Raw genomic sequence first — 26,820 nt, 5'->3', positions numbered from 1 at the left:
GCGTTTGCCATCCTCTTAGAATAGTGCTTGGTTACCTAACGTAAACCGTGCAGAAACTCGGCACGCGTTGCTGGGTTGCTTTTGAAGATACCGCCCAATGCTGTTGTCGTGGTTTCGCTGGTTGCATCCATCACACCGCGAGATTTCACGCAGTAGTGTGTTGCGTCAATCGTCACTGCCACATCATCGGACTCAAGCAACGTTTGAAGTGCAACAAGAATTTGCTGAGTCATACGCTCTTGAACTTGTGGACGCTGGGCAAAGAAGCGAACGATACGGTTGATCTTTGACAGGCCAATGATCTTGCCACGTGGAATGTAAGCCACAGCAGCCTTGCCATCGATGGTCACAAGGTGGTGTTCACAAGTACTGGTCACTGTGATGTCCTTCACGCGAACCATCTCGCTCACGTTCATCTTGTTCTCAATCACCGTGATTTTAGGAAAGTTGGAGTAATCCAGACCAGAGAAGATTTCGTCAACGTACATCTTAGCAATGCGGTGAGGGGTTTCTTCTAGGCTATCGTCAGTGAGGTCAAGTTGAAGCAGACCTAAGATCTCACGCATGTGGTGTTCGATCTTCTCTTTCTTCTCTTCACGACTTACGTTGTTTGGACGCATTGGCGTTTCCAAACCGCGTTGCTCTAGCGCTTCTTTTACTAACTTCGCTGACTCGCTAAGACCTGACATTCCACTTCCTCTTTTGTTTTACTTCAGCCTTCGTACAAACCCAATCAAAATTGCATTCATACTTTTCGCTTTGAGTTGCTCAGTTCGTGTCTTTACACCAAGTCACATCAGATGAAGGTACTGAGCTGATTTTCTTGAGCTCCGCAGGTTTTTTACCCCTTTTGGATGGCTGACAAGGATACTCGGATTTTTGAATAATTACACCCATATTTTATAGGTGGACATTCTTACTCAGTCCCCTTTTATGGTAAAGTTGCCACAAAACAAAAGAACACAGGATTTTCTCAATGGGCTGCTGCGACGCACCTGGCTTGATGCCAATTGAAGAAGCGATGGACAAAATGTTATCGCGAATCAAACCTATCCAAACAACGCTTTCTCTTCCACTTGCTGAAGCACTCGGTTTTGTACTGGCAGAAGATATCTTGTCTCCTATCCACGTACCGCCATTCGACAACTCAGCAATGGATGGCTACGCTATTCGCATTCAAGATCTTGAGTCATCTTCTGTATTGCCTCTGGCAGGTAAATCATTTGCAGGACAACCTTTTGAAGGTGAATGGCCTCAAGGTACCTGTGTTCGCATCATGACTGGCGCAAAAATCCCACAGGGTTGTGATGCCGTTATCATGCAAGAAAACACTGAAGTGACAGATGATGGCATTCAGTTCAACCAAACCGACGTGAAGCCACAAAACAACATCCGCCCAACAGGTGACGACATCAAGCAAGGCGACATCGCACTGGCAAAAGGTGCACGTTTGACACCTCGCGATATTCCGATGATTGCGTCTCTTGGTATAAGCCATGTGACAGTAGTACGTAAGCCAAAAGTTGCTTTCTTCTCTACTGGTGATGAACTTAAACCACTGGGCGAGCCGCTAGACGAAGGCCAAATCTACGACAGCAACCGTTACGGCATTAAACCACTTATTGAGAACTTCGGTTGTGAAGCCGTTGATCTTGGCATCATTCCAGATTGCCCAGAGACTCTGAAAGCAACTTTTGAGAAAGCACAAACATTGGCAGATGTGGTCGTGACCTCAGGCGGTGTCAGTGTGGGCGAAGCGGATTACACCAAAGACATTCTTGAAGAACTTGGGGAAATCGGTTTCTGGAAGCTAGCAATCAAGCCGGGTAAACCTTTCGCGTTTGGTAAGTTAAGTACAGCTTGGTTCTGTGGGCTGCCGGGTAACCCTGTTTCTGCGGTTCTTACTATGTACGTGCTTGTTCAACCAATGCTGGCAAAACTTGCAGGCCATACAGAATGGAAAGCACCCGAATCTATTCCAGCGACAACCAAAACCGCCTTTAAGAAAGCGCCAGGTCGTACCGATTACCAACGTGGTATCTATACATTGGAAGATGGCAAGTTTGTCGTTGAAACAACCGGTAACCAAAGCTCTGGTGCATTCCGCTCAATGAGCCTAGCGAACTGTTTTGTTGTATTGGAACGTGAACGCGGCCGAGTTGAAGTGGGCGAAACGGTTCAGATTCAACTATTCAACTCAACCCTTTACTAGGAAGACGTTGTGGATATTCTTTCCGATCAGGAAATGTTGCGTTACAACCGCCAAATCATTCTTCGTCAGTTTGACTTTGAAGGACAAGAAGCACTCAAACAAGCATCGGTATTGATGCTTGGTGCTGGCGGTTTAGGCTGCGCATCAAGCCAATATTTGGCGACTGCTGGTGTCGGTAAAATCACGCTGATTGATGATGATACCGTCGAGTTGTCTAACCTTCAGCGCCAAGTGCTGCACCACGATGCGGATATTGGTCGTAAGAAGGTAGACTCGGCGGCCGATGCACTGCGTGAGCTTAACCCGCAAATCATTGTAGATACCATCGCAAAACGTCTTGATGATACCGCGTTAGAGAGCCTGATTAAGCAGCACACTATTGTTGTCGATGCATCAGATAACGTCGATACGCGCAATCAACTTAACCGCCTATGTTTTGCGACCAAAACACCGCTAATTTCAGGCGCGGCCATTCGTATGGAAGGCCAAGTGAGTGTGTTTACTTACGACGACCCAACGCAACCATGTTACCAGTGCTTAAGTGCCCTCTTCGGCAGCGGTGCGTTAAGTTGTGTCGAAGCCGGAGTCATGGCGCCTGTTGTAGGTATTGTTGGCGCAGTACAAGCGATGGAAGCGATCAAAGTTATTGCTAATTACGGCCAACCAATGAAAGGTAAAATTCTGATTTTGGACGCGCTCAGCATGTCTTGGCGAGAAATGAATCTGATGAAAATGCCCAACTGTCCGGTTTGTAGTTAGTTCTAAACCTCTAATCATTCCCAAAAAGCCCAACTCGATGTTGGGCTTTTTCTCATTTTGACAATCAGATTTACAACCCTTCTTCTTACAAATATTAAATCAATAAAATTCAACAGCTTAAAACTTGGCACATTCCTTTCATTGCATATATCACGAACCAATGAGAGGGCGAATTATGAAAAGGACATCACTACTACTTGGGTCTCTAATAGCGAGCGCTTACGCACAAGCGGCGCCATTTGATACGTGCCCAAGCCAAGCATACCTGTTCCAATCAACCCCGGTTCAAATCTATGGCGTCAATTTGGTTACAGGCTCTACGACTCTTTTAGAGGACGACACAGGTTTGGCTTCGGGCATCAACGGTGTAGGCTTTAACTTCACTGACCGTTATATCTACGGCTACGACACCACAAACAAAAAGATTGTTCGTCTTGGTAAAGACTTCCAAGCAGAGACGCTTGATGTTTCGGGCCTTCCTACCGACCACACGTTTTACGTAGGTGACGTTTACAACCACGTCTACTACTTGTACCGCAAAGGCAAAGGACTTTTCTCCATTGACCTTTCTCCGCTCGATTCTGATCCAAATGCGACATTGAGCATCGTGAAAATTAGCTCAACAGCGACAGTGAACCTAACCGACTTTGCATTCCATCCAGGTGATGGCTCCCTTTACGGCATCGACAACAACTCTGGTGTGCTATATCAGTTCAACCCATCAAACGGTAGCGCAACTGCGATAGGTGACACAGGTGAGAAAGGCACATTTGGTGCTGGCTACTTCGATGTAAACGGCAACTACTACGTGTCACGTAACCAAGATGGCAAAATCTATCGCGTTGACCTTTCGGAAGGTAACGCAGCCAATATCGCAGCAGGTATCGTTCCTGCGGTTGAGTTTGTATCCAACGGTCCAAGCTCAAGCCAAAATGACGGTGCACGTTGTGCAAATGCTCCGGTGATTAACGAAGACGAGCCAATTGATTTCGGTGATGCTCCAGACAGCTACCACACAACACTTGCGTCAAACGGTCCTCGTCACGAAGTGGACGGTGTAACTTGGCTTGGTTCCGTCGCTCCAGATGGTGATGCCGACGGACAGGCAAACGATAACTCTGTGGGCACAGCCGATGAAGATGGTGTTGGTTTTGTATCCGCACTTGATCCAGGCTTAAGCTCAATTGTGAATGTGACGGCTTCTACTTCTGGCTACCTATCAGCATGGTTTGACTGGAACCGCGATGGTGACTTTGATGATGAAGGTGAGCAAGTCTTTACCGACCAATTACTGTCTGCGGGTAATAATCCCCTACCGTTTGTAGTTTCAACCGCTGCAACGGAAGGTTCAAGCTGGAGTCGATTCCGCTTTAGCCAACAAACCGGATTAAACTACGATGGTGGTTCGACGTCTGGTGAGGTGGAAGATTACCCAATTACCATCACTGGTAATGGTTACTCAGTGGAGTATTTCCCGAGTGCAGAAGATTACGCCACCGTGGCTTACGAAGATAACTGGCCATACACCGCAGACTACGACATGAACGATGTGGTCGTGAAATTCCGCATCACTGAAACCAGTCTTGCTGGTCATGTTGAGAATATCCAGATTACAGGTGACCTAGCGGCCTACGGCGCAAGTTACAAAAATGGCTTCGCAATCCGACTACCGGGTGTATTGAGAAGCTCGATTGAAAACGGATTAACAACGCTATCCTTCAATGGTGTAGAACAAGCATCTAATGGTTTGGAAAGTATTTCTGATGAAGCAATTTTCATCATCAGTGAAGACTTAAGCACACACGCGGCGAGCAGCTGTAGCTACTTCCGTACCGAGTCTGGCTGTGATGATAACGTTTCACTCACCTTTACCTTGAATGTGTACTTCACCGAAGGCTCTGACCGTTCAGCCATTCAAGCCATGCCATACGACCCGTTCATCTTCGCAACGCCGGGGACTTACCATGGCGACGGGATTACCTTCCAACCAGGTCGTAAATGGGAAGTTCACTTAGCAGACCAAGCACCAACAGAACAGTTTGATGACCAAAACCTCTTCGGTGTCGGCGTCGATGCAAGTGACCCTGCACAAGGAGTGTACTTCAAAACAGCAAACAACTTACCTTGGGCACTGCTGATAGTAGAAGATTGGGATTGGCCGCTAGAGCGTGTAGACATGGTCGATGCATACCCTCAATTCCAAACTTGGGCTGAGTCTGGTGGCGAACTAAGCACAGATTGGCACACCTCTCCAACACCTAACAAATGCTACATTCCATAGGGAGATAACATTATGAAAGCACTTATCACAATCATCATGGGATTAGCACTAATGGCTTGTGGCGGAGGCGGCGGTGGTGGTAACAGTACACCACCTCCACCAACCCAAACCACGGTGCCAGAGGAAGATACTACCCAGCAGGAAGAAACTACTGAAGAAGAGACAACGGTAACAGTGGAAGATGCAACCATGCATGATCTAGTAGTACCAGATGGCTTTAGCTACAACCCAGTGACGGAAGGTACGCTCAATGTAGACATCAGTGGTTTCTCTTCACGACGAGCACACCTAAGCGTGTACAAAGAGTTTGTCGAGAACAGTTCAGGTAACTACGATGCAAAATACCCAAGCAAAGTCGCATCGGTTCCACTCAACAATGGTACAGCAAATGTCGACTTTAATGTTTCTGATAGCCAAGGTAGCCTACTTGTTGAAATTTGGTTCTATGACGGTAGTGACCCAATTCAGAAAGTGATTACTTCTGGAGACAACACTTGGACCATGTAACTGGGTAAATCGAAAGCTGTCTTTCAGAACAAATCTTCAATCTTTAACTTAAAAATCGCATCGTTCTTTTGAACATGCGATTTTTTTGTTGTAAAACAGTAAGATTATCCACCTAGCAAACTAAAGACAATGCAAGCACTGATTAGTACTGATGAACTCAATAGCCTTCTCGGCCAACCTAACGTCAAGCTCCTCGACGCTAGTATTGCGTTTCAAATCCCTTCTGAAGGCAAAAAGATTCAAGATAAGTGGATTCCAAATACTTTACGCTTTGATTACGACAATGACTTTTGCTTACCCGGTTCTTCTCTGCCGCATATGATGCCAACAGAAGAAGGCTTCAACCAAAGTGCGAAACAACTCGGTTTGAACAACGAAGATTTGATTGTGGTTTACGACAACTCTGGCACTTTAGCCGCGCCAAGAGCTTGGTGGATGTTCAAAGCTATGGGACATGATAATGTTCGAGTCTTAAACGGCGGTCTTCCTGCTTGGATTGAAGCCGGATTTCCTGTCGAAAGTGCCCTATCGCAACCAAGCGAAAAAGGTAACTTTGCGGGTAAGCTCAATCAAAATGCCTTTTTGAGTGCACAAGATGTTCTTGCTCATTCCACCAATAAAAGTGCAAATATCATCGATGCCAGAGCCAAAGCACGCTTCCTTGCTGAAGTGCCTGAGCCACGAGAAGGTCTACGTAGTGGGCACATTCCAAATTCGGTTTGCTTACCGTTTCAAGAACTCTTAACCAACGGTCACATTAAACCAAATTCAGAGTTGCAACAGATATTTAGCGCACTAACGATAGATAGTGACAATTCAATTATTTTTAGTTGCGGCTCCGGTGTGACCGCATGCATTTTATTACTCGCGGCGTATCAAATTGGTCTGGACAATCTGTCGGTGTACGACGGTTCTTGGACCGAATGGGGTGCAGACCACTCTCTACCTATCGAGCGTTAAGACAAGTGTCTGTTTAACAAAGTATCTTACGTTTATCTAAAGATGATGTGTTCCAATATACTAAACGCAGCTTCTAAACCAAACTTGTCATTTCGAAATAGAAACTGGCTATGAGTGATTTGTCACCCCTCATAGCCTGACTACATCAAAAGCCGACTATTTCCGTTAGCGTTCAGATGTCGCGTTGCCGTGCATTTGCTCATCTAAGTTGAGCACGGTTAATGCGTTGCTAACGCTCGTGGCGATCACGTCTATCGCTCCAGTTCTTAATGCTCCGAGTAGAGCGAGTGGCTTGCTGTTCTCAGCTGCGATCGCAATGACTTCCGAGATCGGCCGAAACTCTTCAATACCAAGTCCAATTACTCGGTCACTCATTACCGTGTTCGCTACATTACCGTGAATATCAAAGAAGTCATAACCTGCAAAATCCCCTACCACACCTTGTTGAAGTCTCGACTGAACCACTTCATCAGGCGTAAACCAACCTAAGTCGACCATGTAACTGTTTTCGCTCATGTCACCAATACCAACCAAAGCGACATCGGCTTTACGTGCTAGGTCGAGCGTTTGTTTCACGGTTGCATTTTGCATAAAGGCCAACTTCTGTTCTCTGTTTTCTGCGTAAGCCGGCGCATAAAGGGTTTCAGAGGTCCCCCCATATTTCTTCGCCAACTGACGACAAATATGGTCGGCGTTATACATACCGCCACGCGGATGAATACCACCAATGCCACACACAAATTTACAATCACGCGGCGTAATAACACCAATATGGTGAGCGACAGACGACACGTTGCGCCCTTGTCCGACCGTCACCACCATGCCGTTTTTGAGCGTGCTAGTGAGATAATTGGACACCAATCCCGATACCTGTAGTCGTTGCGCTTCTTCATTCGGTTGATCAAGAGCAACAAGCGCGCGCTTAACGCCGAATCGCTCGATCAAACGTTGTTCGATCTTGGCGCTGAACACCGGATGATATTTAACGGTAATTTCAACAATGCCTTCATCACGCGCCTGCTTGAGCATTCGCCCAACCTTTGCGCGTGATATGGCAAATTTTCTCGATATCTCTTCCTGAGTCGCACCGTCTTGATAATACGCGACGGAAATCTCTGTCAACAAATCCGTGTTTTCAATGGAAATATCTTGATTAGAACTGCTCATGGTTTCTCTCGCCCTTTAAGAGGATCGATATTGTATGCAATAAGTGAACATATGCTCATTGACTTAGCATATGTTCTTTATCAATTTAAACGCTACATTTGCTCATCGCAATAACATTTTCTCACTACAATTTTTTACCCTCTTGGACAACGCTCAAGCTTTGAACAATAAGGGCAAACGTTTATTTGGGTTAACCACTAAACACACAGTAAAAAAACGTTGATGAAGTTCACTATAAGTCCATTTCAGCGATTGACTTTCAGCATAGATAGGATAAATATGGACACATCATTTACTCAGCTATCGATCAAATGTTCATAGCATTTGTTCGGTAACGAAATTTTCCGTAGTTGGCTGAGCAGATGTCTCATTAAATGCGATGAGACGGTTAGCTAACTCGCTTGCAAATGCACAAGCTGTGATAACAAAAATCACGCTTAAGCCCATTTAAATAGGATGATCGATTATGAGCAACAAGTTAGAGCAACTTCGTAAACTAACGACTGTAGTAGCAGACACTGGCGAGATTGATGCAATTAAAAAGTATCAGCCAGAAGACGCAACAACTAACCCTTCTCTTATCCTTAAAGCCGCTCAAATCGCAGAGTACGCACCTCTAATCGATGCTTCAATCGAATACGCTAAAGCACAGAGCAACGACAAAGCTCAACAAGTTCAAGATACTTGTGACATGCTTGCAGTAAACATCGGTAAAGAAATCCTAAAAACTATCCCAGGTCGTATCTCTACAGAAGTAGACGCTCGTCTATCTTACGATATGGAAGGCAGCGTAGCGAAAGCTCGTCAACTAGTGAAAATGTACAACGATGCTGGCATCACTAACGACCGTATCCTTATCAAACTGGCTTCAACTTGGGAAGGCATTCGCGCAGCTGAGATCCTGGAAAAAGAAGGCATCAACTGTAACCTAACGCTTCTATTCTCGTTCGCTCAAGCACGTGCTTGTGCAGAAGCGGGTGTATTCCTAATCTCGCCATTCGTTGGTCGTATCATGGACTGGTACAAAGCGAAAGAAGGCCGTGACTTCGAAGCTCAAGAAGATCCAGGCGTACTATCTGTAACTAAGATCTACAACTACTACAAAGAATACGGCTACAAAACTGTAGTTATGGGCGCAAGCTTCCGTAATATCGGTGAGATCTTAGAACTAGCTGGTTGTGACCGTCTAACTATCGCTCCTGCTCTACTTGCAGAACTAGAAGCAGCTGAAGGTGAAGTAGTTGAGAAACTAGTTGATTCTAAAGGCGCAGCTGAGCGTCCAGCACCAATGACTCACGCTGAATTCCTATGGGAACATAACCAAGACCCAATGGCTGTTGAGAAGCTGGCTGAAGGTATCCGCAACTTCGCCGTTGACCAAGGCAAACTAGAAGCGATGATCGAAGCTAAGCTTTAATTGCTTACCAAAAGCGAGTAGCCCGTCTACTCGCTTTTACCATCAGCACTATTTTCAAAAAATTCTATTTGAACTTGTTTCGGCGAGTTCCCTCTATTTAAATCAAATATCGAGAAGTAATCACTATGGATCGTAAACATCTAGCAAATGCAATCCGTGCGCTAAGCATGGATGGTGTTCAACAAGCTAACTCTGGTCACCCAGGTGCACCTATGGGTATGGCTGACATCGCTGAAGTTCTTTGGCGCTCTCATCTAAACCACAACCCATCAAACCCTGAGTGGGCAGACCGCGACCGTTTCGTACTGTCTAACGGCCACGGCTCAATGCTGATTTACTCTCTACTGCACCTTGCAGGTTACGAGTTGTCTATCGACGATCTGAAAAACTTCCGTCAGCTTCACTCTAAAACTCCTGGTCACCCAGAGTACGGTTACGCGCCAGGAATCGAGACCACAACGGGTCCGCTAGGTCAAGGCATCACTAACGCGGTTGGTATGGCTCTAGCTGAAAAAGCGCTAGCAGCACAGTTCAACAAAGAAGGCCACGACATCGTTGACCACTTCACTTACGTGTTCATGGGCGACGGCTGTCTGATGGAAGGTATTTCGCACGAGGCATGTTCTCTTGCAGGTACTCTAGGTCTAGGCAAGCTGATCGCGTTCTGGGATGACAACGGCATCTCTATCGACGGTCACGTTGAAGGTTGGTTCTCTGACGACACACCTAAGCGTTTCGAAGCTTACGGTTGGCACGTAATCCCTGCAGTAGACGGTCACGATGCTGACGCAATCAACGCAGCAATTGAAGCAGCGAAAGCGGATCCACGTCCTACACTTATCTGTACTAAGACTATCATCGGTTTTGGTTCACCAAACAAATCTGGTTCACACGATTGTCACGGTGCGCCACTAGGTGCAGAAGAAATCGCAGCAACACGCAAAGAACTAGGTTGGGAGCACGGTCCTTTTGAAATTCCGCAAGAAGTCTACGCAGAATGGTCAGCGAAAGAAACAGGCGCAGCTAAGGAAGCAGCGTGGAACGAGAAATTTGCAGCTTATGAAGCAGCGTACCCTGAGCTGGCAGCTGAATTTAAACGCCGCGTAAACGGTGAGCTTCCTGCACAGTGGGAAGAGAAAGCAAGCCAAATCATTGCTGATCTTCAAGCTAACCCAGCAAACATTGCATCACGTAAAGCGTCTCAAAATGCTCTAGAAGCATTTGGTGCTCTACTACCAGAGTTCATGGGTGGCTCTGCTGACCTAGCACCTTCTAACCTAACCATGTGGTCTGGTTCTAAGTCTCTAGAAGCAAGCGACTTCTCTGGTAACTACATCCACTACGGCGTACGTGAATTCGGTATGACAGCGATCATGAACGGTATCGCGCTACACGGTGGTTTCGTTCCTTACGGCGCAACATTCCTAATGTTCATGGAGTACGCACGTAACGCAATGCGTATGGCTGCGCTGATGAAAATTCAGAACATCCAAGTGTACACGCATGACTCTATCGGTCTTGGCGAAGATGGTCCAACTCACCAACCAGTTGAGCAAATGGCTTCTCTACGTCTGACTCCAAACATGAGCACGTGGCGCCCATGTGACCAAGTTGAGTCTGCAGTGGCTTGGAAACTGGCTATCGAACGTAAAGACGGTCCAACGTCTCTGATCTTCTCTCGTCAAAACCTTGCACAGCAAGAACGTAGCGAAGAGCAAGTAGCAAACATCGCGAAGGGTGGTTACATCCTGAAAGATTGCGAAGGTAAGCCAGAGCTAATCCTTATCGCTACAGGCTCTGAAGTTGAACTAGCAGTTGAAGCAGCAGCACAACTAACTGCTGAAGGTAAGAAAGTACGCGTAGTATCTATGCCTGCAACTGACGCATTCGACAAGCAAGATGCAGCTTACCGCGAAGAAGTTCTACCTTCAGACGTAACTGCTCGTATCGCTGTAGAAGCTGGTATTGCTGACTTCTGGTACAAGTACGTTGGTTTCGACGGTCGTATCATCGGTATGACAACATTCGGCGAATCTGCACCTGCAGGCGAGCTATTCAAGATGTTCGGTTTCACTACAGAAAACGTAGTAAACACAGCGAAAGAGCTACTCGCGTAATTGCAGTAAAAAGATAGTCAGTTTTCTCTATTGCGAATGTGAAAACTGAAAAGCCCCACCAGCAATGGCGGGGCTTTCTTTTATCTGGCTCCTATTCGCATAAACGCAGCCAGGACATAAACATCACAACTTTCGTTACGACTATTTGTCTTCAAATCGAAGTGCGAGCTGATAGAAATCTTGTACTTGGTCTTTCAACTGTCGGCTGTTTTGTTCAACTGAATGTGTTGCTGCCAAGTTTTGTTCTGCGGTCGAAGCGATAGAATGAATGTGCTGGTTTACATCACTAGATAGCTTTAACTGGTTATTCGCCGCTTCTGCTACATCAACCATCAGCCCACTCATGGTTTGCATCATCTGTTCAACTTCAGACAAACGCAACGCGCTTTGTTCTGCTACTTGAGAACAGGCATCGGTTTGCTCTTTGTTTGCCAGAATATCTTTCTGCCAACTTTGAATCGTTGCCAACATAGTGGAGATAGAAGCTTGGATTTGTTCAGTTGCATTGGATGTACGCCCAGAAAGCGCGCGGACCTCATCAGCTACAACAGCAAAACCACGACCTTGCTCCCCTGCCCTTGCTGCTTCAATCGCCGCGTTAAGTGCCAGTAAATTGGTTTGCTCTGCGATCCCACCAATCTCTTCCATCAAATGGTTCACCTTCTGCGCCTGATCACTCAGTTGATACGTCGTTTCCGTCGCTTTTTCAGCTTGAAGACTTAATTGCGCTAGATTGGTGTGCGTTTGATCGATGGTCTCCTTCGCCATCAAGCATGACTTCAATGTATCATCAATCAACATATGGGCATCATTGGTACTCGAAGAAACCGAATTTGCCGACAACTCCACCTCTTGGGTAGCATCTCGCACACGATGAATATCGGTATTTTGCTGATTTAATGCAGCCGAGACTTCTGCCGTTGTTTGACTAAGCTCTTCGGCGCAATGCTGCAAAGGCAATGCGGAGTCAGTCATTCTTCCTAACACGGTTCGAATTCTTGCGGATAGCATTTTGATATGGAAATCGGCAATCGAAAATGCCGTGTTACCGGAATAGATCAAGCGACTTACGCTGTCATATTGCTTTTGTAACTTTTTAAGTTGCTGAGGTGTATCAATTAACTCTTGGCGGAATAACAGAGCCAGAACACTTGCAGGTAACGCACTTGCAAGCCAAGCCAACGGCCCTTCAACAGACAACGCATATGCGGTTGCAGGTGCGGTTAGTGCACCAAGTAGAATCGCATAGCGAATGGTTTCATTGATTTTCAACGACCAAGTTCGACCAGACTTCTCTGCAGCACGCATGCTTTTGTAGGCTTTTGTCGCAATATCAACCCACTCTCGCTTTGGTTTCACGCGCACTGATTGATACCCAACAACATGGTTGTCTTCGTAGATAGGGGTGACATAAGCATCAACCCAATAGTAACCGCCAGACTTAGTGGCATTCTTAACCATTCCACGCCAGGCTTTACCTTGTTTAAGGCGTGCCCACATATCACCGAAAGCGGCTTTAGGCATATCATTATGACGAACTATATTATGGTTCTGACCGACAAGTTCTTCGTGAGTGTATTCAGCAACGCGGCAAAAGGCTTCATTACAATATGTAATAACACCTTGTAAGTTCGTTGTTGAGACGAGTTCCTCAGACTCCCTCACGAGAGTTTCTTGAGCTTTATGAGAAATATTGGCTGACATAGACGAAACTTCTTTAGTTTTTATTGATTTTCGGCAAGATATATACAGGATTTTTATTTTTATTACAAAAAGTTAGATAAAAAGTCTTATCAAATCGACATTTTTATTGTGGGAATTCACATTATCGATAAAAACATAAAGAAGAGATTGTTGATTTGAGCTAATAAACAAACCCGACACGATAGGCCGGGTTATATATTAAGACTTAATTAAGCGGTTTGTGATTCTGGCTTTTTATTCGTTTTTAACGCAAACATCGCGATAACGAGTAACACAAATGGAAGAACATACAAATTAAGATTCTGCCAACCTACGGTAGACTCAAGCCAACCAGATAGTAATGCGGTGATGGTGACACAACTGAACACGAAGAATTCATTAAACGCTTGAGCCTTGCTTCTGTTTTTCGCTTCATAGCTTTGACTAAACAGCCCAGTTGCTGCGATAAACATAAAGTTCCACCCTATTCCTAACAGGATTAAAGCAAGACTAAAATGCCAGATAGACACTCCATGTATATTAATTCCAATACAAGCAACAAATAGCAATCCACCCGCCAAAATCATATTCTTAGCGCCAAACCGCTCTATCAGACGGCCCGTGACAAACGCAGGAGCAAACATACCCAACACGTGCCATTCGATCACTCCCGCCGCTTTATCAAAATCAAAGCCACAACCAATCATCGCTAAAGGAGTTGCTGTCATTAAAATGTTCATCACCGCGTACGCAACCATTGCCGCGATAACTGCTAGCATGAAATTAGGTCGACGAATAATCAGTCTCAGCTTATCCGCCTTAGCGTGTAGCGCCTGCGTGTGTGCAGGTGGAAAACGAATGGTTTGTAGCACAACCAACGCAGTTATATAAAGCACGACAAGCACAGCAAATGCACTAATGTATAAGCCATCACCTGACCACTGCTGTGAGTACACCGCCAAATTAGGTCCAAGGATCGCCGCTAACACCCCACCCGCCATAGATATCGAAATCGCCCTATGCCTTGCCGACTCTTCACACACTTCAATGGCAGCAAACCTGTATAGAGTACCGAAACCTATACCAACACCAAGCAAAAACGTAGACATGCAGAACAGATAGAAGTTTTGTTGACTTAATGCATACGTCGCTAGGCTAGCACCCAAAATGCCAATGACATTACCAAGGCTAAAACCAAGGCGACGCCCTAACTTGCCCATAATTAGCGACGCGGGAATTGTCGCGGCCATCAGTCCCAAAAACTGCAGTGCAACTGGTAATGTGATAAAACTTGATGACGGCGCAAGTGTTTTGCCAATAAGGGCAATAACAGATATGAGTAAAATATTCCCTGTCATTAATAAGGCTTGGCAGAGGGATAGAAGCCATACATTACGATTCAATTCCAAATTCCTTTTGGTTACAACGTATACAGATAACATATAGGAAAGCAGAAGCAATAGAAAGATATGAGAGTAATTCTCAACAAAAAGAGCCAGAGGCATAGTACCTCTGGCTCTTCACTATTCACTTTTAAAAAAGTTTTTCTGTTGAGCTTACTTGTTGCGGCGCGCTTTTACTGCATCAGAAAGCTGACGAAGTACCGTTTCCGTATCTTCCCAACCAATACATGCATCAGTAATCGACTGACCATAAGTGGCTGCTTTACCATCCACTAAGTCTTGGCGACCTTCAACTAAATGAGACTCGATCATCACTCCAAAAATGGCTTCTTCGCCAGCAGAGATTTGCTCGGATACATCATCAGACACCAGCATTTGACGCTTGAACTGCTTCGAGCTGTTAGCATGGCTAAAATCAATCATCACTTTTTTCGGCAGACCTGCAGTGTCCAGCTCATCTTTAATTTGAGCTACATGTGCTGCACTGTAGTTTGGTTCTTTACCGCCACGTAGAATAATATGGCAGTCTGGATTACCAGCGGTTTCTACGATCGCGGAATGACCGTATTTTGTCACTGAAAGGAAGTGATGGGAAGCGCTTGCAGAACGAATCGCGTCGCTCGCTATTTTAATATTCCCGTCAGTACCGTTTTTGAAACCTACAGGACAAGAAAGACCAGAAGCTAGCTCGCGGTGAACCTGAGATTCTGTCGTACGAGCACCGATAGCGCCCCAACTGATCAAATCCGCCACGTACTGAGGTGTGATCATATCTAAGAATTCACTTGCCGTTGGCAAGCCCATATCGGTTAGATCAAGAAGAAGTTTACGTCCGATACGTAGACCATCATTTAGCTTATAGGTGTCATTTAAGTAAGGGTCATTGATAAGGCCTTTCCAACCAACGGTTGTACGCGGCTTTTCAAAATAAACTCGCATAACAACCTCAAGCTGCTCGCCCAGTTCATCACGTAGTACTTTTAGCTTTTTACCGTACTCAACCGCGGCAGCCGGATCGTGAATAGAACACGGGCCAACGATCACGAGTAATCGATCGTCTTTTCCTTCAAGAATATTGTGAATGGCGTTACGGCAATCAAAAGTGGTCGAAGAAGCGGTTTCAGTCGCTGGGAACTTCTCTAATACTGCAACAGGTGGCAATAACTCTTTTACTCTATTTATTCTTACATCATCAGTTTGAAACATTACTTCTACTTCCTGGTTTTATTTCCGACCCCATTTTTACCAACTGAACTCATTGCAACATTGTTCACAAAGCGAGCAGCATCAAGGGCTGTGGTCATTTTCTGTCTAGCGTTTAAGTAACTTATCGGCTTAGGCGTAGACTTGCAATCAGTTTTTGCAAATAAATGCAAATAAAAACCACCTGTTAACCACCACGCACAATGTAAAGTAAGGTTTACGAAAAAAAGTTCAAAATAATCATCAATTTTCTTATGCACCAAAAAATCTTTACTACAATGTAAGAAATATCAGAAGTTTGTGAGGTATTTTTGGGTAGTAAATGTTGATCAAGTTCAAATATATTGTTGCTTGATATGAAATGATTAGAATATTAAACTAATTTCTTATAAACGCTGGTTTTTTCTAATTTTTTGATAAAACGAAGTAGAAGTTAATATGCAATCAATACAAGGAAACATTATGAACAAAGTAGCAATTGCAGTAGCAGCAGTGGTAGCTGGTAGTAGCGCGCTTTTAAACTCTGCTCAAGCTGAAATGTACATCGGGGGCAAAGTGGGCATGACTACACTTGACGACGCTTGCTATCTAAATAGCCCTTGTGATGATGAAGCGTTCGGTGCAGGACTACATATCGGTTATGACTTTACCGATATCATTGGGCTAGAGTACGGCGTAGACTTCTTAGGCGACTACAAAGCTAACTCGATGTCAGGGGCTAACACGGTTAATACGATTGACGGCAATCTAACGGCTTTAACACTTGCACCTAAATTCAACTGGCACTTAAACGACTCTTGGAATCTGTTTGCTAAGATCGGTGGTGCTTACATGATGTCTGATGACGAAACAGACTTTGTCCCAACAGGTTCTTTGGGTGCTGAATACTCGATCGATAGAAACTGGAGTGTTCGCGCTGAATACCAACGCTACCAAGATATGTCTGACGACGTGTGGGACGACATGGATGCTAACTTCTTTGGTATCGGTGTTAACTACAAATTCGCAGCAGCTCCAGTTGTTGCAGCAGTTGTAACGGAAGAAGTGATCGAGCCAGATCCAGAACCAGTGATGATGAGCAAGGTGCACAAAGAAGAGTACGGTACAGGTACGTTTGAATTCGATAGTGCTAAGTTAACAGAGTCCGTTTCTGAACGTCTGGACAACTTTGTTTCATTCTTGAACGAATATCCTCAAGCTCAAGTAGAGATTACTGGTTACACGGATAGCTCAGGCCCTGCGGCATACAACCAAAAACTGTCTGAGCGTCGTGCTCAATCTGTTGCTGATTACCTAACCGCAGCTGGCATTGGTTCAGATCGTTTGACAGTTAAAGGTATGGGTGAAGAAAACCCAGTTGCTGACAACAGCACTCGCGAAGGTCGTGAGAAAAACCGTCGCGTAGAAGTTGTGGTACCTTCATTTGAATACCAAGAGCTAGTTCAACCAGAATAAGCATCTATGATTCATGATCGATGATGTGGTAAAAATTAATGGGGTGCATTTGCACCCCATTTTGATCTCATATTAAGGGATATTGCCACTATGGTTTTGGGAAAAAGATCAACTCATTATCTTGCACCATAACGCAATCCATACCAGCTGCATGCGCCGCTCGCTTCCCCAACTCAGTATCCTCGAACACAAGACACTGTGACGCCTCCAAGTCGAGTTGTTCCGCGGCCACCAAAAAGGTATCTGGAAAGGGTTTATGGTTCTCTACATCACTCGCGGTTACTACAACATCCAACTTGTCTAATAAACCTGCATGGCTTAATAAGCGCATGGCACTTTCTCGTTGGCTGCCAGTCCCGACTGCAATTTTCTTATGGCCTAAATATTCCTCTAACACGATGTTCGTGCAAGGAATAACGTCACCATGAAGCTCCATAGCAGCGAATGTTTCCATTTTAAATGTCGCGACAGTTTTAGGATCTAATGAAAGCTCATGCACACGATTTAGTTCCTCAACAATTTTAAAGCTCGGCATCCCTCCCAAACTGTGAAACCATTCCTGGCAAAACGGAAAATCAAAACGCTCAGCAGTTGCTTGCCAAGCTGCCAAATGGGCTGGCATGGTATCGATTAGAGTACCATCCATATCAAATATGAATCCCTCATAGGGTCTAAAATCAATCGTGCTCATGTCTTTTCTTCTATTTGTGCATCTGTAATGTTAATTTATCAGCTCTTTCAATCGTCCTTACCGGCATTTACTTATCATGCTCAAAATTTCGAACTCCGTCACAATTCAAGAGTGGGAAATTCAATTATCCCCAATTAGAGCTCAAGGAAATGGTGGCCAGAACGTTAACAAGGTAGCGTCCGCTATACACCTGCGCTTTGATATCCGGCATTCAAGCTTACCTGACTTTTACAAAGAGCGATTACTTGCACTTTCTGATAGTCGTATAAGTAAAGATGGCGTGATCATCATCAAAGCGCAACAATTTCGGACACAAGAACAAAATAAGGAAGACGCCCTAAATCGGCTTCAAGCATTGATAAAAGCTGCCGCTTTACAGGAGAAGAAGCGTATTAAAACGAAACCAACCCGCGCTTCTCAACGCCGACGACTTGATACAAAAAACAAACACGGAGCGAAAAAACAGCAACGTAAGAAAGTGCTGTATTAGTGCATGTCGTTTTCTCGACATGTTAGTTGAACAACGTTTGCTAGCCCTTGGAAATCTCATTGGATTTCTCTTTTTAGTTACTTATTCAGGAAACAACAATATGACTATTAGGCAAAAACTCTACTTCCTCGGAGTTATCGCCATTTTAGGCATCGTGGCCCTTTTGGGTACGTCATCCCATTTTGAAAATAAGAGCAATGATCTTAATCACGCCATCAAACTCGTTGGTGATCTAGAAATACGCTTACTCAACTTACGCAGAAATGAAAAAGATTTCCTACTACGTAGTAATGACAAATATCTAAATAAGTTTGACGCCAATGTTGACAAGTTTATAGACACAGAAAAAGAGCTTGCGAACATACTCAAGAGTAATGAATTACCTTCCAGTCAACAATTTAAGCAAGACTTGCTCGCATACCAAAGGGGCTTTCAGAATCTGGTCAGCGCTTACCAACGATACGGGCTTGATTCAAAGAGTGGGCTTCTCGCTGGTTACGAACAAGCACTATTAGAAGCAAAACAACGTTCAGACCACCAGCAGTTATTGGCATTAGTCCGTTTTGACTCTGCGGTAAAAGCAGGACTATTCAATAGTGACTTGCTTGAGGGGCAATATGCTCCGGAGCTTATCAAAACAGGTAAGCAATTGGCGGCCCAAAAGCAAGTTGTTGGGGTTGCTTATGACAAAGGCCTACTCGGTGAAACTCGCGCATTATCCCATGCCGTAGAAGAGCAATTTGAAACCTTTTCCACAGCCCTTAGCTCTGCTGCCGCACAACGTGATGAACAAATGTCGACCATCAAGCAGGTCATTACAGCTCTGATCTTAGTCGTTATTTTCGCATTGATTTGGCAAATTTCACGTTCAATCAATACGCGAGTGAATAGCTTACTTGGCACCATTCGAAGTATCAGCGAAACGAACAACATGGGACTTCGATCTGATTTGAAAGGTCAAGACGAGCTATTTGATATCAGTCATCACCTCAATGACCTATTGGATAAGCTTGAGCATCTAATTAGTAGTACCCAAGAAAAATCGGCGCAACTCACTGCAAGTACCGATAATATGCATCGTGAGTTAGAAGGCGTTATGGAGCAATTCCACACTCAAACTGACCACACTGCATCAATGGCGACGGCAGTTCAGCAAATGGTTGCCACAATAGGTGAAATCTCAGAAAGCACATCAGTTGCGGTAGAAGGCGTACATCAGGCAGCGAATAATGCCGAACAAGGTCGAGGAGTTGTTGAGGCGACGGTAACCAACATCGGTCAACTAACCACGATTTTATCAAACAGCCAGCAGTCGATTGGCTCGCTGAATCAGCATGTAGATAAAATTGGTGGTGCCGTGAACATCATCCAAGAGATTGCAGAGCAAACCAACCTACTAGCTCTCAACGCAGCAATTGAAGCCGCGCGAGCAGGCGAACAAGGCCGCGGGTTTGCAGTTGTTGCCGATGAAGTACGCGCCCTAGCTAGCCGAACTCATCAATCCACAGAGGAAATCACGCGGGTAGTTGCAGATATTCAAACTCAAATGTCTACAGTTGTTGCTGATATTGATCAATGTAACGATCAAGGGCAACAAACACTTAATGCTTCTGAAAAACTGGATTCTAGCCTGCAACAGATCATCACTGACATGCATTCAATTCAAGGTAATTCGGAGCGCATAGCTTCAGCAATTGAAGAACAAGGTATCGTGATGAACCAAGTTAGCGGTTCAATCACCGAGCTAAACGCAATATCTGAGAATAACATGCAATCCGCTCAGGAATGCTTGCATGAAGTCAACTCTGTCTCTGCTCAAGCTCATGATATGGATGAAGCTGTTGCACAATTCAAAACTGCGCTAAAATAACCCTTTTCAAAATAGAAAGCCCGAGGCAATCATTGCTTCGGGCTTTTTTTCAATTGTCACTTCGTGCTTACTGCGCACTTCGGATGTGATTATTCATCATCAAGAGGAACCAGCTTGGTGTTGCCGCCATGAACTTTCTCACGCTGTCTTTGCACCAGGGCGTAGAAGCCTGGGATCAAGAATGTACCTGCTAGAAGCACACACAATAGACCACCAATCAGCGACACGCCGAGTGAGTTTTGACTGACGTGCCCCGCACCAGCGGCAAAGATAAGCGGGAAGATACCCAGGATAAATGACCAGGATGTCATATTCACAGCGCGGAAACGTAACGTGCCTCCTTTAACCGCTGCACTATCGATATCAGCATCTTTTTCTTCTCGCTCTTGCTTGGCGAACTCCACAATCAAAATTGCGTTTTTCGCCGCCAAGGCTATGAGCAAGACAAGACCAATTTGGGCATACAAGTTAAGCGGCGTGCCAGTTAGATTCAACGCAAGGAAGGAACCTAACGTTGCTACTGGGACCACCAAAATAATAGCCAGTGGAATACTCCAACTCTCATACTGAGCCACCATAAACAAGTAAATGAAGATCAAAGCCAGCGCAAACGCATAAATGGCTTGGTTACCCGCGAGCACTTCCTGATAAGCCATACCTGTCCATTCATACGTGTACCCTTGTGGAAGAACTTCAGCAGCAACGCGTTCCATTGCGGCAATCGCATCACCACTAGAGTAACCCGGTGCTGGTTGGCCTTGAATGATAGCACTGCGGTACATGTTGTAACGCCACGCCACATCAGGCTCAAACACTTGCTCGTAGCTCACTAGCGTACTTAACGGAACCATATCACCGTTCGAAGAACGAACATGGAAACGCTCTAGATCTTCCATGCTGCTACGGTGCTGGCTATCAGCTTGCATGGTTACGCGGAAGTTCTTACCAAACATGGTGAAGTCATTCACATAAAGCGAACCTAAGTTGCCTTGCAAGGTTTGGAAAATAGACGACAGCGAAATACCTAATTGCTGCGCTTTCTCACGATCGATATCAACGTAGTAGTGCGGAACATTCGCGCGGAACGTGCTAAACGTGTAGGCAATTTCAGGCGCTTGGTTAGCCGCTTGGATCATTTCTCCCATGACCATCGACAAGTCGGTACGACTTCGCCCTAGCGTGTCTTCAAGCACAAACTCAAAACCAGACGCAGCGCCCATACCTGGAACCGCCGGTGGTCCCATCGCAAAAACAACCGCTTGAGGTAACTCTGTCGCCGCTCGACCGTTAATACGTGCCGCGATAGCATTAGCAGAGTGCTCTCCTTGCAGCGAGTTACGAGTATCCCAATCATGCAATTTGATAAATACAGAAGCACCGTTTGATGCTGCTGCGCCTGTCATAAACGAGTAACCGTTCGCAACCGTCACACCATCCACACCAGGTTCTTCACCGATCATCTTCATTAAATCATTGGTGACTTCTTCAGTGCGTGATAAAGAGGCTGAATCTGGTAGCTGTACGTTAACCAGCAAAATGCCTTTATCTTCTTGAGGAACAAACGCTGTAGAGGTGGTTTTCGCAAAGAAAGTGACCGCTGCGATAGCAACTATAAAGAACGTCACGAGCAGTAAAGACTTCTTCACCAAGAAACCAGCGATCTGGCCATAACGCGTAGTGATGCGCTCTAAGCCTCGGTTGAAAGCCTGGAACCAGTTAGCGGTATTGCCCCCACCCTGCTTCAATACCAGAGAACAAAGTGCTGGAGACAGCGTCAATGCATTGATGGATGAAATCACAACCGAAATACAGATGGTCAAAGCGAACTGGCGATACATGATACCGGTGATACCTGGCAGCATGGCGACGGGTATGAATACCGCAAGTAGAACCAAGGTCGACGTGATGATTGGTCCCGTTACTTCTTTCATCGCTAGCAACGTCGCTTTACGCGGTGAAATGCTTGGGTCTTTCGCCATGGTAGTATCGACGTTTTCGATAACCAGAATCGCATCGTCCACCACGATACCAATCGCAAGGATCAAGCCAAACAAAGTAACCGTATTAATGGTGAAGCCCGTTGCCTGCATGATGGCAAACGTACCAATCAGAGAAACGGGGATCGCGACAACAGGAATCAACGTTGCACGCGCACTACCCAAGAACAAGTAAGTTACAGCAATCACCAATAGAATCGCTTCAATCAGTGTTTTTACTACCCCTTTGATCGATTCAGATACGAACACGGTTGTATCGTAGCTGGTCTCGTATTCCATTCCCTCTGGGAAGTTTTTGCTCAAGCCTTCAAGGAGCTCCATGACGGCCTGACCACTTTCTAACGCATTCGCATCCGATTGAAGAGACAACGCAACGATTGACGCGTCCTGGCCACGGAACTTACCGTTACCATCGTAGAACTTTTTGCCTAGTTCAACGCGAGCAACATCTTTCAGATAAACCGTAGAGCCATTGGGATTAGCTCGAAGGACTACGTTCTCAAACTCACTCACGCTTTCCAAGCGACCTTTGGTCACAAGGTTAAACTGAACTTCTTGCGGATTGTTGTATGGTGCTGCACCTACACGCCCTGCCGCAACTTGAACGTTCTGTTCAGCCAAAGCGGCGTATACGTCTGACGTGGTTAGCTTAAGGTTGGCCATTTTTTCAGGATCTAACCAAACACGCATTGCGTATTCGCCACCACCAATCACGTTAACTTCACTGATACCTTTCGCACGAGCCAACTGATCTTTTACATTCAAGTTAATGTAGTTAATCAAGAACTGATCATCGTATTTGCCATCAGGTGAATAGAAGTTAAGTACCATCAGCAAGTCAGGTGAACGCTTTTTCACCGTCACACCAACCATGCGAACTTCTTGAGGCAGTTTTGACTCAATCTGTGACACGCGGTTTTGCACGTTAACTTGCGCCATATCTGGATCGGTGCCAACATCGAACGTGACGTTTAGGCTGTAAGAGCCATCGTTCGCGCTCTTTGAAGACATGTATATCATATCCTCAACGCCGTTGACTGAGGTCTCTATGGGGTCCGCAATGGCCTGCTCGACAACTTCCGCACTCGCGCCAGTGTAGTAAGCCGAAACGCTTACTGATGGCGGGCTTATCTGTGGGTACTCAGCCACTGGCAAAATCGCCAGTGAGATCGCGCCGGCTAGCGTTAATATGATCGAAATAACCAGCGCGAATTTAGGTCTCTGAATAAAGAAACGACTTAACATAGTGCCCCCCTACTGCTTATCTTCAGCAGGTGCTTGAAGGCGCACTTCTACACCATTACGCACACGTTGTAGGCCTTGTGTAATAACCGTATCTTCCTGATCGAGCCCTTCTCGAATGATAATGCCTTGTTCAACCTGAGGGCCAAGCTCGACGTTACGACGCACTGCCACACTTCCCTCAGCCATCACCATCACAAAGTCACCTTCTAAGTCAGTCTGTACGGCACGTCGTGGGATAACAATAACGTCTTTCGTGTTCTTATCTCTCAAGTTCACTTTGATGTGTTGACCCGGAAGTAACTTCTGCTCTGGGTTTGGCACTAGCGCGCGCATAGCAATCGTACCCGTTTTGGTGTCAATACGATTACCTAAGAAATCAAGCTTACCAAGATGCTCAAAAAACTGTCCATTTTCCAGTTCAAGCTGAACTTCAACGCGGTTTGATTCAGCCGAGCCATCACCTTTTACTTGATCCATACCCATAGCTAAACGCTCACGCTCACTCACACTAAATGAGGTATGAACTGGATCTAAACTCACCAGAGTTGTCAGCACGCCAGATGATGGAGAAACCAGATCACCCGTACTCACTTTGGTATCACTAATACGTCCGCTAAAAGGTGCTCGGATTTGAGTATAGGAAAGGTTAACTTCAGCAAGTTTAAGTTGAGCATTTGCCGCTTCTAGCTCTGCTCTCGCACCAAGAAGTGCCGCAGTTAAAGCATCAAACTCAGATTGAGAGATACTACCGCGAGGCAACAAGTTTTTACCTCGAGTATGATCTAATTCGGCTTTTTTTAGCGCCGCTTTAGCTTGTGCAAGTGCGGCTTTAGCACTCGCGACTTGGGCTTCAAAAGAAGATGGCTCGATAGAGTAAAGGAGCTGCCCTTTTTCTACCATTTGCCCCTCTTCAAAGTGACGAGCTTTTAAGTAGCCAGAAATCTGCGCGGTAATATTGGTATCTTCTACTGCTTCAATGCGACCGATATAAGACTTGCTCGGTTGGTAGTCGATAACCGTGACATCCTGAGTCACTACGAGAGGCGCTTGACCTTTCGTTTGGGCATTATTAGCTTCCCCGCATCCAGCGAGGATTGCTGTAGCCGCCATTAGTGCGACAAGTGGTTTCTTTTGCATGTATTTACCGTCTTTATAGAACAGGATATTGTTGAATTCCTATCAACCTTACTCCTTGCTGCCACTGAAAACTTCACTGAAAAGCGCCCAAGGTGTTTCTAAATGTAAACATGAGAAACAAAAGGAAAATAAAGTAATTTAGTTAACAGTGGTATTCAATGAGCAATATACATACAACTCAATCATAACTATTTAATATACGCCTTAGGAGATCGCGAATTTTAGCGTGTGCTTGGAAACACTAACGGGAGTATTGTATTCGGGCGTAAAGTGAGATTCAGTGCTCAAGATAAGAACGTTTTGTGGCTAAAAAGGTAAAAAGTGACGCCTTCATACTCAAGACCCCGATTTTGACTATTTTTTTAATGTAAATGGGTTATCATTCAATTAATTCAACGCCTTCGACAGAGAGGATGACTATGATTTCTAAATGGGCGAAACGCTTTTACCAGATGGCAGAACTAGTGGCGTCTTGGAGTAAGGACCCATCAACACAAGTCGGTGCCGTTATTACTAAACAGAATCGCATTGTATCTGTTGGATTTAATGGCTATCCACATGGTGTTTCTGACAGTGTCGACACCGATGAGCGCGAGTTGAAATACCTTAAAACACTGCACGCGGAAGAGAACGCAATTTTGTTCTCAAAACGTGACTTAGACGGATGTGATATTTGGGTAACGCATTTTCCTTGCCCTAACTGCGCGGCAAAGATCATTCAAACAGGGATCTCACACGTACACTGCCCTGAGCAGTCTGAAGACTTTTTATCTCGCTGGGGAGATAAAATCCAAGTCAGTCAAGATATGTTCGATCAAGCGGGTGTGAAAGTCGACTGGTTACCACTAGAAGACATTGAAATTGAAGACAAAGACGTGCGCTAGTATTCCATCTTAATATTTAAATAGCCCAGGAAGATCTGGGCTATTTTGTTATTAAATCTGCAAGAGGTCTCGACGTAGTCTTTTAACTGTGTTTTTTCGCTGTGAGCTCAGCAATTTTGACAATAACGAGTACTGATTTTTCCATCATTTCAACAGAAATAAACTCATGAATTCCGTGGAAGTTAAAACCACCGGTGAAGATATTCGGGCACGGCAAACCCATAAAAGATAAACGAGCACCATCTGTACCACCACGAATAGGTTTTATAATCGGTTCCACATCACACGCTTCCATCGCTTGCTTTGCCAGCTCAATGATATGAGGGTAAGGCTCAACCATTTCTCTCATATTGTAATAGCTGTCTTTTATTTTTAGTTCTACAGAACCATGGCGTAAACCCGTGTTCATTTCATCGACGAGTTTCTGCATAAAGGCTTTTCGCTCCTCAAGCCTTTGACGGTCAAAGTCTCTAATAATGTAACCGAGCTCGCTTCGTGCAACGCCCATTTCTGCCGATTTTAGATGGAAGAACCCTTCGTAACCTTCGGTTGTTTCCGGAGTTTGATCTTGGGGCATTTGAACTTGAAATTTCGCAGCCAAGTTCATCGCATTGACCATTTTGCCTTTTGCAGTACCTGGATGAACGCTAACTCCATGAAAAATTACATCAGCGTTTGCTGCATTAAAGTTTTCGTATTCCAATTCACCTTGCGGGCCACCATCTATAGTGTATGCCCATTTCGCGCCAAATTTTTTAACATCAAACAAATCTGCACCACGACCGATTTCTTCATCCGGAGTAAAGCCGATACAAATGTCGCCGTGTGGAATGTCTGGGTTTTCCAGTAGCAGAGCTACCGCGGAAAGAATCTCTGCGATACCGGCTTTGTTATCCGCGCCAAGTAATGTAGTGCCATCGGTAGTAATAAGATTGTGGCCATGTAGGTGATGTAAATCGGGGTATTGCACGGGAGATAACACTTCATCCCCCAACCCTAATGCAATATCGCCACCTTGGTAATCTTCGATGAATTGCGGCTTTACGTTTTTGCCAGATGCATCCGGCGCGGTATCCATATGGGCAATGAAGCCGATAGGAGGAACCTCATAATCAATATTGGCTGGCAGTTTAGCCATCAAGTAGCCATTTTTATCCAAAGTCACGTCACTTAAGCCAAGTTCGATCATCTCTTTTTTAAGTAACTCAGCAAACACAAGCTGACCAGGTGAACTTGGGCAAAGCGTCACATGTGGATTGGATTGGGTATCAAACGTGACGTATCGAAGAAATCTTTCAACTAAATGTTTCATATTTATTCTCATTGTTTTGTACGATGAGGC

The 26,820-nt window shown here is 45.2% G+C and carries 21 protein-coding genes; 11 read left to right on the top strand and 10 right to left on the bottom strand.

The annotated features are described in order from the left end of the window. Positions 1 to 35: 35 nt before the first annotated feature. The gene (gene folE, locus R7Z50_RS01785; protein WP_005373478.1) at positions 36 to 689 is read right to left on the bottom strand and encodes a GTP cyclohydrolase I FolE; all 654 of its coding nucleotides are present in this window, start codon (positions 687 to 689) and stop codon (positions 36 to 38) included. 287 nt (positions 690 to 976) lie between these two features. On the opposite strand from folE, the gene moeA reads away from it, so the two are divergent. The 5 genes from moeA (at position 977) to R7Z50_RS01760 (ending at position 6,719) form a co-directional block, all read left to right on the top strand. Further along, the gene (gene moeA / locus R7Z50_RS01780; protein WP_318148824.1) at positions 977 to 2,212 is read left to right on the top strand and encodes a molybdopterin molybdotransferase MoeA; all 1,236 of its coding nucleotides are present in this window, start codon (positions 977 to 979) and stop codon (positions 2,210 to 2,212) included. A 9-nt stretch (positions 2,213 to 2,221) separates the two neighbouring features. Then, positions 2,222 to 2,971, top strand: a complete 750-nt coding sequence (gene moeB / locus R7Z50_RS01775) for a molybdopterin-synthase adenylyltransferase MoeB (RefSeq protein WP_318148823.1) — start codon at positions 2,222 to 2,224, stop codon at positions 2,969 to 2,971. Between the two features lie 175 nt (positions 2,972 to 3,146). Then, on the top strand, positions 3,147 to 5,252 hold the full coding sequence (locus R7Z50_RS01770) for an LruC domain-containing protein (protein WP_203345337.1): 2,106 nt from the start codon (positions 3,147 to 3,149) through the stop codon (positions 5,250 to 5,252). A 12-nt stretch (positions 5,253 to 5,264) separates the two neighbouring features. Then, a complete protein-coding gene (locus tag R7Z50_RS01765; protein ID WP_318148822.1) occupies positions 5,265 to 5,759 on the top strand; it encodes a hypothetical protein in 495 nt (164 codons plus the stop codon). A gap of 129 nt (positions 5,760 to 5,888) precedes the next feature. Next, positions 5,889 to 6,719 (top strand): sulfurtransferase, encoded by an 831-nt coding sequence (locus R7Z50_RS01760; protein WP_318148821.1) that lies wholly within the window; start codon positions 5,889 to 5,891, stop codon positions 6,717 to 6,719. A 165-nt stretch (positions 6,720 to 6,884) separates the two neighbouring features. Here the strand turns inward: R7Z50_RS01760 and R7Z50_RS01755 are convergent, their stop codons facing one another. After that, positions 6,885 to 7,886, bottom strand: a complete 1,002-nt coding sequence (locus R7Z50_RS01755) for a sugar-binding transcriptional regulator (protein ID WP_005387670.1) — start codon at positions 7,884 to 7,886, stop codon at positions 6,885 to 6,887. 466 nt (positions 7,887 to 8,352) lie between these two features. Here R7Z50_RS01755 and tal point away from each other — a divergent pair, with 466 nt between their 5' ends. Together tal and tkt are read left to right on the top strand one after the other, a co-directional pair. Continuing rightward, complete coding sequence (gene tal, locus R7Z50_RS01750; protein WP_005373488.1) at positions 8,353 to 9,303, top strand: transaldolase; 951 nt, start codon at positions 8,353 to 8,355, stop codon at positions 9,301 to 9,303. 125 nt (positions 9,304 to 9,428) lie between these two features. Continuing rightward, positions 9,429 to 11,420, top strand: coding sequence for a transketolase (gene tkt / locus R7Z50_RS01745; RefSeq protein WP_318148820.1), 1,992 nt, complete (start codon positions 9,429 to 9,431; stop codon positions 11,418 to 11,420). A gap of 141 nt (positions 11,421 to 11,561) precedes the next feature. Here tkt and R7Z50_RS01740 read toward each other — a convergent pair whose 3' ends face one another. The 4 genes from R7Z50_RS01740 to R7Z50_RS01725 form a co-directional block, all read right to left on the bottom strand. Continuing rightward, the gene (locus R7Z50_RS01740; RefSeq protein WP_065275191.1) at positions 11,562 to 13,124 is read right to left on the bottom strand and encodes a methyl-accepting chemotaxis protein; all 1,563 of its coding nucleotides are present in this window, start codon (positions 13,122 to 13,124) and stop codon (positions 11,562 to 11,564) included. Positions 13,125 to 13,333: 209 nt separating this feature from the next. Next, the gene (locus R7Z50_RS01735) at positions 13,334 to 14,506 is read right to left on the bottom strand and encodes an MFS transporter (RefSeq protein ID WP_025767923.1); all 1,173 of its coding nucleotides are present in this window, start codon (positions 14,504 to 14,506) and stop codon (positions 13,334 to 13,336) included. Positions 14,507 to 14,659: 153 nt separating this feature from the next. Continuing rightward, a complete protein-coding gene (aroG, locus tag R7Z50_RS01730) occupies positions 14,660 to 15,712 on the bottom strand; it encodes a 3-deoxy-7-phosphoheptulonate synthase AroG (RefSeq protein WP_017635200.1) in 1,053 nt (350 codons plus the stop codon). A 5-nt stretch (positions 15,713 to 15,717) separates the two neighbouring features. Further along, the gene (locus R7Z50_RS01725; protein WP_318148819.1) at positions 15,718 to 15,969 is read right to left on the bottom strand and encodes a hypothetical protein; all 252 of its coding nucleotides are present in this window, start codon (positions 15,967 to 15,969) and stop codon (positions 15,718 to 15,720) included. A 202-nt stretch (positions 15,970 to 16,171) separates the two neighbouring features. Between R7Z50_RS01725 and R7Z50_RS01720 the strand changes: the two genes are divergently transcribed. Beyond that, entirely contained in the window at positions 16,172 to 17,164 is a 993-nt protein-coding gene (locus R7Z50_RS01720; RefSeq protein ID WP_017819897.1) for an OmpA family protein, read from the top strand. Between the two features lie 88 nt (positions 17,165 to 17,252). Here the strand turns inward: R7Z50_RS01720 and R7Z50_RS01715 are convergent, their stop codons facing one another. Next, the gene (locus tag R7Z50_RS01715) at positions 17,253 to 17,855 is read right to left on the bottom strand and encodes a beta-phosphoglucomutase family hydrolase (RefSeq protein ID WP_017819896.1); all 603 of its coding nucleotides are present in this window, start codon (positions 17,853 to 17,855) and stop codon (positions 17,253 to 17,255) included. Positions 17,856 to 17,931: 76 nt separating this feature from the next. Between R7Z50_RS01715 and arfB the strand changes: the two genes are divergently transcribed. Together arfB and R7Z50_RS01705 are read left to right on the top strand one after the other, a co-directional pair. Further along, the gene (arfB, locus tag R7Z50_RS01710) at positions 17,932 to 18,345 is read left to right on the top strand and encodes an alternative ribosome rescue aminoacyl-tRNA hydrolase ArfB (RefSeq protein WP_017635196.1); all 414 of its coding nucleotides are present in this window, start codon (positions 17,932 to 17,934) and stop codon (positions 18,343 to 18,345) included. Between the two features lie 100 nt (positions 18,346 to 18,445). Further along, a complete protein-coding gene (locus R7Z50_RS01705) occupies positions 18,446 to 20,215 on the top strand; it encodes a methyl-accepting chemotaxis protein (protein WP_025767924.1) in 1,770 nt (589 codons plus the stop codon). Positions 20,216 to 20,304: 89 nt separating this feature from the next. Here the strand turns inward: R7Z50_RS01705 and vmeZ are convergent, their stop codons facing one another. Both vmeZ and vmeY read right to left on the bottom strand, forming a co-directional pair. Continuing rightward, positions 20,305 to 23,457: a multidrug efflux RND transporter permease subunit VmeZ gene (gene vmeZ / locus R7Z50_RS01700; protein WP_005373507.1), complete on the bottom strand. Its 3,153-nt coding sequence runs from the start codon at positions 23,455 to 23,457 to the stop codon at positions 20,305 to 20,307. A gap of 9 nt (positions 23,458 to 23,466) precedes the next feature. After that, positions 23,467 to 24,594, bottom strand: a complete 1,128-nt coding sequence (gene vmeY, locus R7Z50_RS01695; RefSeq protein ID WP_005389044.1) for a multidrug efflux RND transporter periplasmic adaptor subunit VmeY — start codon at positions 24,592 to 24,594, stop codon at positions 23,467 to 23,469. A gap of 419 nt (positions 24,595 to 25,013) precedes the next feature. Between vmeY and R7Z50_RS01690 the strand changes: the two genes are divergently transcribed. After that, complete coding sequence (locus R7Z50_RS01690; RefSeq protein WP_005373515.1) at positions 25,014 to 25,478, top strand: dCMP deaminase family protein; 465 nt, start codon at positions 25,014 to 25,016, stop codon at positions 25,476 to 25,478. Positions 25,479 to 25,560: 82 nt separating this feature from the next. Here the strand turns inward: R7Z50_RS01690 and pepT are convergent, their stop codons facing one another. Next, positions 25,561 to 26,790, bottom strand: coding sequence for a peptidase T (gene pepT / locus R7Z50_RS01685; RefSeq protein WP_213903245.1), 1,230 nt, complete (start codon positions 26,788 to 26,790; stop codon positions 25,561 to 25,563). Between the last annotated feature and the right edge of the window lie 30 nt (positions 26,791 to 26,820).

The organism is Vibrio sp. 1249-1 (assembly GCF_033340495.1).
This window is presented reverse-complemented; position numbering and strand designations above follow the sequence as displayed.